The sequence below is a fragment of the Rhodoblastus sphagnicola genome (genome assembly GCF_002937075.1).
GTDB lineage: Bacteria > Pseudomonadota > Alphaproteobacteria > Rhizobiales > Beijerinckiaceae > Rhodoblastus > Rhodoblastus sphagnicola.
This window is the reverse complement of record NZ_NHSJ01000066.1, coordinates 1-7,403: the sequence shown is the minus strand read 5'-3', so window position 1 is coordinate 7,403 and position 7,403 is coordinate 1. Positions and strand designations below refer to the sequence as shown.

The 7,403-nt window shown below is 58.5% G+C and carries 8 protein-coding genes, 4 pseudogenes and 1 other annotated feature; of the genes and pseudogenes, 6 read left to right on the top strand and 6 right to left on the bottom strand.

Annotated features, from left to right (window positions below; genetic code table 11):
• Nucleotides 1-372: 372 nt before the first annotated feature.
• Nucleotides 373-645 (bottom strand): helix-turn-helix domain-containing protein, encoded by a 273-nt coding sequence (locus tag CCR94_RS26625; RefSeq protein ID WP_104507817.1) that lies wholly within the window; start codon nt 643-645, stop codon nt 373-375.
• 256 nt (nt 646-901) lie between these two features.
• Here CCR94_RS26625 and CCR94_RS24535 point away from each other — a divergent pair, with 256 nt between their 5' ends.
• The 3 genes and pseudogenes from CCR94_RS24535 to CCR94_RS10515 all read left to right on the top strand — a co-directional run bounded on the left by CCR94_RS24535 (nt 902) and on the right by CCR94_RS10515 (nt 2,508).
• Nucleotides 902-1,105 carry a hypothetical protein gene (locus CCR94_RS24535; RefSeq protein ID WP_146089949.1) on the top strand — a complete coding sequence of 68 codons (204 nt, stop codon included), beginning with the start codon at nt 902-904 and terminating at the stop codon, nt 1,103-1,105.
• Between the two features lie 80 nt (nt 1,106-1,185).
• Nucleotides 1,186-1,302 (top strand): annotated as a pseudogene (locus CCR94_RS26620) (IS110 family transposase); the annotation flags it as partial.
• Between the two features lie 63 nt (nt 1,303-1,365).
• Nucleotides 1,366-2,508 (top strand): ISAs1 family transposase, encoded by a 1,143-nt coding sequence (locus CCR94_RS10515; protein ID WP_104507816.1) that lies wholly within the window; start codon nt 1,366-1,368, stop codon nt 2,506-2,508.
• Between the two features lie 391 nt (nt 2,509-2,899).
• Here the strand turns inward: CCR94_RS10515 and CCR94_RS10505 are convergent, their stop codons facing one another.
• Both CCR94_RS10505 and CCR94_RS10500 read right to left on the bottom strand, forming a co-directional pair.
• Complete coding sequence (locus tag CCR94_RS10505; protein ID WP_104507814.1) at nt 2,900-3,352, bottom strand: hypothetical protein; 453 nt, start codon at nt 3,350-3,352, stop codon at nt 2,900-2,902.
• A 130-nt stretch (nt 3,353-3,482) separates the two neighbouring features.
• On the bottom strand, nt 3,483-3,752 hold the full coding sequence (locus tag CCR94_RS10500; RefSeq protein ID WP_146089948.1) for a helix-turn-helix domain-containing protein: 270 nt from the start codon (nt 3,750-3,752) through the stop codon (nt 3,483-3,485).
• 324 nt (nt 3,753-4,076) lie between these two features.
• Here CCR94_RS10500 and CCR94_RS25055 point away from each other — a divergent pair, with 324 nt between their 5' ends.
• From CCR94_RS25055 to CCR94_RS25975, 3 genes and pseudogenes are all read left to right on the top strand, one after another.
• Entirely contained in the window at nt 4,077-4,226 is a 150-nt protein-coding gene (locus CCR94_RS25055; protein ID WP_158254706.1) for a hypothetical protein, read from the top strand.
• A gap of 138 nt (nt 4,227-4,364) precedes the next feature.
• Nucleotides 4,365-4,655, top strand: a complete 291-nt coding sequence (locus CCR94_RS25495; protein ID WP_184422054.1) for a type II toxin-antitoxin system RelE/ParE family toxin — start codon at nt 4,365-4,367, stop codon at nt 4,653-4,655.
• Nucleotides 4,656-4,668: 13 nt separating this feature from the next.
• Nucleotides 4,669-4,860: pseudogene (locus tag CCR94_RS25975) on the top strand (HigA family addiction module antitoxin); the annotation flags it as partial.
• Nucleotides 4,861-5,077: 217 nt separating this feature from the next.
• Here CCR94_RS25975 and CCR94_RS25970 read toward each other — a convergent pair.
• The 3 genes and pseudogenes from CCR94_RS25970 to CCR94_RS10475 form a co-directional block, all read right to left on the bottom strand.
• Nucleotides 5,078-5,233: pseudogene (locus tag CCR94_RS25970) on the bottom strand (IS3 family transposase); the annotation flags it as partial.
• Nucleotides 5,234-5,242: 9 nt separating this feature from the next.
• Nucleotides 5,243-6,616, bottom strand: coding sequence for an IS30 family transposase (locus CCR94_RS10480; RefSeq protein WP_170068942.1), 1,374 nt, complete (start codon nt 6,614-6,616; stop codon nt 5,243-5,245).
• A gap of 2 nt (nt 6,617-6,618) precedes the next feature.
• A pseudogene (locus CCR94_RS10475) lies at nt 6,619-7,403 on the bottom strand (IS3 family transposase); the annotation flags it as partial.
• Nucleotides 7,195-7,311 (bottom strand) — a sequence feature (AL1L pseudoknot). Its footprint overlaps the pseudogene before it by 117 nt.

Sequence of the window (7,403 nt, the reverse complement as noted above, 5' to 3'; positions counted from 1 at the left end):
CGAAGTGCGGGTCTCGGCCATGATGGCTGACGCGCCAACACCATCGGCGCTCATCAGAACGATCCGGGCGCGCCAGGCGCGCTTCTGTGGCGTGTTGCGATCCGCGACCACCGCGTCGAGGCGCCGCCGGTCAGTTTCGTTGAGAGTGATCGATATTCCATTGCGCATGCGCCAGACTCGCACATGCCGGAACCGGGCGGAATCCCGCCGGACTCTTTCGTTTCGGTCAATCCACTAACCTGCGAAATTCTCCGAGACCCCCCACAGTCCGCCAGAAATCGAAAGATTTTCAGCCTCTGAGCGAAGGCGGTTGGCGCCCGGGGCTTCCAGCTCCACGGGACCAACTCATCCAGCCGGTGTCCTACGAACGCATTACGCTGCGTCGAGTTTGCCTCGCGTTGATTTGCGGCTGTCCGCCTCGCTAAGCATCGACGTGAAAAACACCGAAGGGCGCACATCGAAAACGCGACAGATTTTGGCCATTACCCGCGCTTCGATACGTGCTTCGCCACTCTCGAATTCCAAGAGGCGAGTACTCGTAACACCAATGGCAGTCGCCAAGGTTTGAGCAGACAAACCAAGCCGCGAACGTGTGTCGCGTAGCTTCGTGCCGACGTGCGTGTCGATAGGATTGGGGACTTCCATAGCGTACCTGAGGTTGAATTTATGCCCTTACGGGAATCGTATGGGTGATTTTTGCATCCATATCCCCGTATGAGATCTGATTTTTCCGCAACCCTGAGGAGTAAAAAAAGTTTAGATATTCTCTTGACATCATCAAGTAAGTCGATTGTATACACCGTATTTTGCACCTGTGATTTGCATAAAATGTGCGTGCGAATCAAAATGACGCTGGCTAAATGCCCTTGACACTTGCAGCTACTACAAAAGGAGACGTTTTGTGACCGGCGTGTATTCAATTAACGTTGCGGAAATAAATATATTTTTTGCAAAATATGAGCTAACCAAAATGGTCGATCCGTGCGCAGTGGCGCGCGCGCTTTTCCACATCGAAGAGGCGTTGCGAGAGTTGCAAAATATGCAGCGCGAGAATGAGAAAAAGATCGCCGAAACGGCAACGTCCGCAGTGCTTCCAAAAACGTAATGTCAATTTGATCCGGCATTCCAACGTGAGGAGCGCGCATCCCCTGATTGAACCAAGGACCGCAAAAGGGCCGTTGGTTTTGGCCAACCGGGCTTTTGGCGCGGCGGCCCTTCAAGGTTGTCGCGATAGCGCGCGCCAACAAGATGGCGCGGATCATCTGGGCGCTGCTCCAGGGCAAACGAATGAGTCTCGTGTAGCGGTTTGGGCGGAATTGTGATTCGGCGGTCTCCTGTCGTGATTCGCGGCGTGGAGACGGAACGATGTTTGAAGACACGCCCGAAGGGCTCAACGGAAGGCTCGATTTTCTTGATCATTTTTCGGCGCTTGCCGACCCGCGCCAGTCGATCAAGGTTCTTTACCCGCTCGAAGAAGTGTTGCTTCTGACGCTGTGTGCGGTGCTGTGCGGCACCGACGGCTGGGTGAGCGTCGCCCTGTTTGGCAGGCAGAAAATCGCGTTCCTGCGTCGTTTCCTGCCGTTTGCGAACGGCACGCCGGGCCATGACCAGCTTGGTCTCATTTTCGGCGCGCTCGACGCGACGGGCTTCCAGAACTGCTTCATCGCCTGGACGCAAAGCCTCGCAGACACCATCGCGGGGGTGGTCGCGATCGACGGAAAGACTGTGCGCCGTTCTTTCGACCGGACTTGCGGCAAAGGCGCCGTGCACATGATCTCTGCCTGGAGTTCCGCCCAGAAACTTGTGCTCGGCGCGCGCGCGGTGCACGAGAAATCCAACGAAATCACTGCAATCCCAGAACTGTTGGATCTCTTGGCGATCAAAGGCGCAATCGTCACCATTGACGCCATGGGTTGCCAGAGGAAAATCGCCGAGAAAGTCCTCGACAAGGACGCCGACTACATCTTCGGCCTCAAAGGCAATCAAGGCTCCCTGCGCGGCGACGTGGAACTGCTGTTCAATGAGCAGATGGCGCGTGGTTTCAAGGACATCTCCGTTTCGCGCGCGTCAAGCTGTGACGCCGAGCATGGCCGCATCGAGACACGCGAGACGTTCGCGACCGACGATATCGGCTGGCTCAAGGAACGTCATGACTGGAAGGGGTTGCGCGCCATCGTCATGATCGTCTCCAGCCGCGAGACCGCCAAAGGCGTTGAACAGGAGAGACGCTTTTACATATCCTCCCTGCCTGCCGACGCCACCAAGCTTGCAGCCGCGATCCGCGCTCATTGGGGGGTGGAGAACTCGCTGCATTGGGTGCTCGACGTCAACTTCCGCGATGACGACTGCCGTATCCGCAAAAAGAACGCCCCCGCCAACTTCTCCTCTGTAAAGCGCGCGACAATCAACGCGCTCAAGAAAGCGCCTGGAAAACACAGCCTGAAATCCAAGCGCCTCATCGCCGCATGGGACGAGGATTACCTCGCCAAAATCCTCGCAGCACTATGAGAAAAACTCATTCGATTCCCCTGGGCGCTGCTCACCAAGGGCTGGACATATCGGAATACTGGTGCCGCAATCAAGGCGGCGACCGCCTGAGAGGCTGAAAATGAATAGGCTTGCCAGCGTTTCGGCTGTCATCGTCTGGCGGCTGAGTTCGGACATAACGCCGGGCGAGAGGACTTGGCAGGCGGGATTAGCTGTTGTCAGAGCAGACAGGCGTATGGCGCCGACGGCGAAATCGGGGGCGGAGCGCTACACTCGAAGCTGAGTTTTTTCGTATGGAGAGTGTCGCGGGTTTGCCCGCGCGCGCATTTCCGCGTTCGCGGCTTCACGCCCCAAATAAGCCGCCAGCCGCACACCATGTTGTGCGTCAGGGCGTGCATGAGCGCGATGGATTTCACCTTTTCCACGCCGCGCACGAGAAACTGCCGAGGGTGCGCGCCGCCCGGGTGCTCGCCAAGCCTGCCACCGGAATGCGCGGATGGCGGCCTAATGTCATTTGCGAGAATGCGCGGAGAGCTGGCGGCCCTAACTTCAACGAGTCCTCGGCCAACTCCGTTTGGGCGACAGGTGGAGCAACCGTCCCACCAGCGCGTAAGCGTGCAAGAAAATAGCGTGCCAACTCAATCGTTTCCGATCTCCATTGGCCAGCTATTTTGAACCTGGAAAGCTCTTGGAGATCTCGCATGTCGAAATTGGACGCATGGGGCGCCAGCACGGCGAGCGCCCTGTCGAGGTGATCAATCATGCGAAGCAGCGCTCGCGGGTCAGCCATGGTCGTGATTTCCGCGCGTGCATACAGGAGATCGATGATGGCGAGTTCCGCCGCCTCCTGAGCGTCTATTTCCATTGGTTTTCTCCCGTGTTCACGGCTTATTTAGCCGCGATACAAGGTGAGCGTATAGAAACCAGATCGTACACCAAGTTACGAGATGCCAGTATTAATACCGATCCCGCCCGGCTGGCCCGAAGAGAAGCTCTCACTCGGCTGCAACCAGGTAAATGTCGGCTGATTGTTTTTCAGCTTTGGTCCAGGGTGCGAAGAAATAGCTCACTTGCAAGTTCAGAACATGGCAAATTAGGCGCATGGTCTCGGCGTCTATCCGCGCCACGCCTGCCTCGAACTCCTCAAGGCGTTGCTCCGTTACGCCAATCTGATTAGCCAGCGTTGTCGTTTCCAAGTCGGCTAGCAAACGCTGAGTGCGCAGGCGCGATCCAATGACACAGTCAATTACACAGGTTTTTGGCATGCTCGCCTCCATGACGGTTGGTTGCAAATATTACGTGCGTAACCCAAGGTGGTAGTACGTAATTGGTAAACAAAACGTTAACAAGGCCGCTACGCTTCCATTTGCCTCAGTCGCAGGCACGCTAAGGTCGGCGCACGCGTCCATCACTTAGCCCTTCGCCCTGCCGGGCGAATTCCTCGCGCGCCAAAATCGCCGCGCGCCGCAGTTCTCCACCAGCCTCGGCCCGCGCAAGCGCGGGTTCTGCGCCGTCCCTCGGCCGGTCTCGATCGGCGTCGCCGAAGGCAGCGCGTTGATTAGCCTCGGCGACCAGAGGAAAGAACGATCATGGAATATGAAATCAGCTACACCGGAATGGACGGTCTGGACCATACGGAAACCCATGTCGGCGACGAGACGTCCAAGAACCAGCGCGTCACGTTCCTCGAAGAACATGGCGCCCACTGCATCATCGTCGACGAAGTCTCGGACGAGTGACGCCAATCATTCTGGCTGGAGCTCTCCGACCTGGAGAAACCCGGCCAGATGCCCTTTTCTTTCAAACTATTGGACTGACCGAAACGAAAGAGTCCAGCGGGATTCCGCTCGGTTCCGGCAGGTGCGAGAGTCTGGCGCATGCGCAATGGAATATCGATCACTCTCAACGAAACTGACCGGCGGAGCCTCGACGCGGTGGTCGCGGATCGCAACACGCCACAGAAGCACGTCTGGCGCGCCCGGATCGTTCTGATGAGCGCCGATGGTGTTGGCACATCAGACGACCTCAAACGGCCATCGTTCAGGCTTCACCGATTGAAAGGCGACTTAAGGAGCTTTTGGGCGGTCACCGTTCGCGCAAATTGGCGAATCATTTTTCGCTTCGAGGACGGCAAAGCGTTTGATGTTGATTTGGTGGACTACCATTGAGGAGGGATGAACCATGGCTATGCGCATGAAGAACCCGCCCCACCCCGGCGGCTTGATAAGGGATGACATTGAGGCGTTAGGTCTTACGGTTGCGGAAGCGGCCGAAGGCCTCGATGTTACGCGTCAGCAGCTTTACCGTGTCATTCGAGGCGAATCTGGGATTTCGCCGGAAATGGCTGTGCGGCTGGAAAAAGCTCTCGGCGGTTCTGCTGATTTTTGGCTCAGGTTGCAAATCAGCCATGACGTTGCCCAAGTGAGGCAGAGGCCCGAACGCATCAACGTCAAACTGAACCGCGCCGGGTTTGCCGGAGGCCATTTTGTTCAAATCAGGCCGCGATGGCGGTCTGATTTAGCGAGGCGTAGTAACGCGCCTCGGCCTCGGCTGGCGGGATGTTGCCGATCGGCTCCAGCAGCCTGCGGTNCTCGGCCTTGTAAAGCCCATTGATCGTTTCGGCGAGCGCATTGTCGTAGGAATCGCCTACGCTGCCGACCGACGGCTCGATTCCGGCCGCCGCCAGCTGTTCCGTGTACTTGATCGACACGTATTGGGCAGATTCAACCGGTCGTCGCAACAGACCTAAAATAGCTCATCCGATAAGTGCGTCCAATGCTTCAGCAGGCGTTTTCCAATTCAGCGATTTCCGAGGTCGCTTATTCAGGGCCAATGCCACCGCCTCCAGGGCTTCGGCGCTGTGGGCGCTCAGATCTGTTCCTTTTGGAAAATACTGGCGCAGGAGGCCATTGGTGTTCTCGTTTGTGCCCCGTTGCCACGGGCTGTGGGGATCACAAAAATAAATGCTGAGCCCGGTGTCGATCCGCAGGCGGGGATGTTGTGCCATCTCGGCTCCTTGATCCCAGGTCAAGGATTGGCGCAATCGTTCGGGCAACCGAATGATGGTTCGGCTGATGGCGTCCCGAACGGCCTCGGCGCCGTGACCAGCCAGAGCAGGTCCATTTTTCACGCGAGCAATCTCGCCGTGACCTTCCATGCGAGGCAGGTGCAGCAGCATCGTAAAACGTGTGGTTCTCTCGACCAGCGTCCCAATCGCCGAACTCCGCAGGCCAAGGATTAGGTCGCCCTCCCAATGACCCGGAACAGCCCGGTCTTCGATTTCCGCCGGGCGCTCGCTGATCATGATTTCCGCCGAGATGAATGACTTACTCTTTCCACATGCCCGCGCCCTGGGCATTCGCAACGCTCTCCCAGTCCGCAAGCAGGCGGTCAATTCCCGTCGCAACGCACCTCGCCCCTGGATGTAAAGGGCTTGATAAATGGCTTCGTGACTGATCCGCATCTCCTTGTCGACGGGGAAGTCTAACGGCAGGCGACGGGCGATCTGTTCGGGGCTCCAGGCGCTTGCCCAGCGTCGATCTTGCCGTGGTCCCGTCCGTCGGCCTTTCCATTCAACGCTCGGCCCTGAGATTTTCGAACCATCGGCTGAAGCGATCTTGCCGGAGAGCCGATCCTGAACATATTGACGCAAACCAGGGCTCGTCGCCAGCTTTGACGGTTTCGGACGTCGCGCCGATCGATCAGCGTGCCATTGAGCAGCCATGGCGCGATAATCAGAGCCGCCTGAGCGAGTGGCGGCATTGCGGCGCAACTCCCGGGAGATTGTCGAAGCCGATCGCCCCAAATGGCGAGCAATCTCGCAAACGCCAAGTTCTTGAGCATTTAAAATCGCGATCTCCTCTCGTTCTGCGAGTGAGAGGTAGCGACCTGAAAGAGGCTTTGAGTTCTGCGACAAATGCGATGGCGCCATGCCGCCGGCCCTTCGAAACCACCGGACGCCGACCGCCGGGGAGACGCCTGCATCTATACCAGAAGCTTCGCTTGTCCGACCCGCGGCGATTGCCTGCCAGAACTGAACAATCTGACTCCGATTGGCAACCGATGGCCTCCCCGGAGACCGCATAGCTTGGCCACCTGACTTTCTGGAATTCCTTCTCGTGCTTGCCATCGCCCTCTCCTATGAGATCGTTGCGACGACCGGTTGAATCTGCCTTGGCTGCCGCGATCGCTGTGATGGACCAAGCCGCCACCATGGATCGGCCGGCGCTCGTGCAGAGCCTGCTCAAGCGCGTCGAGCACGAAGGTGGCGTGGGCCGTCCGGCTGACCCGCCAGCCGACGATCCGCCGGGAGAAAACGTCGATGACGAAGGCGACATAGACCATGCCGCCCCAGGTCGAGACATAGGTAAAGTCGGACACCCAGAGCCGGTTGGGCGCCGGAGCCTTGAACCGCCGGTTGACGCGGTCCAGCGGGCAAGGCGCGGCCTTGTCGCTGATGGTGGTGCGGACCGGCTTGCCGCGAATGACGCCATGCAGGCCCATTTGCCGCATCAGGCGGGCCACCGTGCAACGCGCCACCTCCACGCCCTCCCGATTGAGTTGCAGCCAGATTTTGCGCACGCCATAGACCTCGAAGTTCTCGGCGAACACCCGCCGGATCGCTACCTTCAGCGCTAGGTCGCGCCTGGCCCGCTCGGAAAGCTTCATGGGATCGGCGCGCTTGGCGGTATGGGCGTGATAGGTGGAAGGGGCGATCGGCAAGACCTTGCAGATCGGCTCGACCCCATGGGCTTTCCGGTGATCGTCGATGAAGGCGACCATCACTTCGATCGGCGGTCGAGCTCCGCCAGCGCAAAATAAGCCGATGCCTTGCGCAGGATCTCGTTGGCCTGCTTGAGTTCGCGGTTCTCGCGCTCCAGCGCCTTCAGCTTCTCGGCGACATCGCTCGGCACGCC

Coding starts and splice junctions, on each gene's coding strand:
- CCR94_RS10480 (WP_170068942.1), bottom strand. CDS start 6,616: ATGGCAAGCACGAGAAGGAATTCCAGAAAGTCAGGTGGCCAAGCTATG.
- CCR94_RS10500 (WP_146089948.1), bottom strand. CDS start 3,752: ATGCCAAAAACCTGTGTAATTGACTGTGTCATTGGATCGCGCCTGCGC.
- CCR94_RS25055 (WP_158254706.1), top strand. CDS start 4,077: ATGGAATATGAAATCAGCTACACCGGAATGGACGGTCTGGACCATACG.
- CCR94_RS25495 (WP_184422054.1), top strand. CDS start 4,365: ATGCGCAATGGAATATCGATCACTCTCAACGAAACTGACCGGCGGAGC.
- CCR94_RS10515 (WP_104507816.1), top strand. CDS start 1,366: ATGTTTGAAGACACGCCCGAAGGGCTCAACGGAAGGCTCGATTTTCTT.
- CCR94_RS26625 (WP_104507817.1), bottom strand. CDS start 645: ATGGAAGTCCCCAATCCTATCGACACGCACGTCGGCACGAAGCTACGC.
- CCR94_RS10505 (WP_104507814.1), bottom strand. CDS start 3,352: ATGGAAATAGACGCTCAGGAGGCGGCGGAACTCGCCATCATCGATCTC.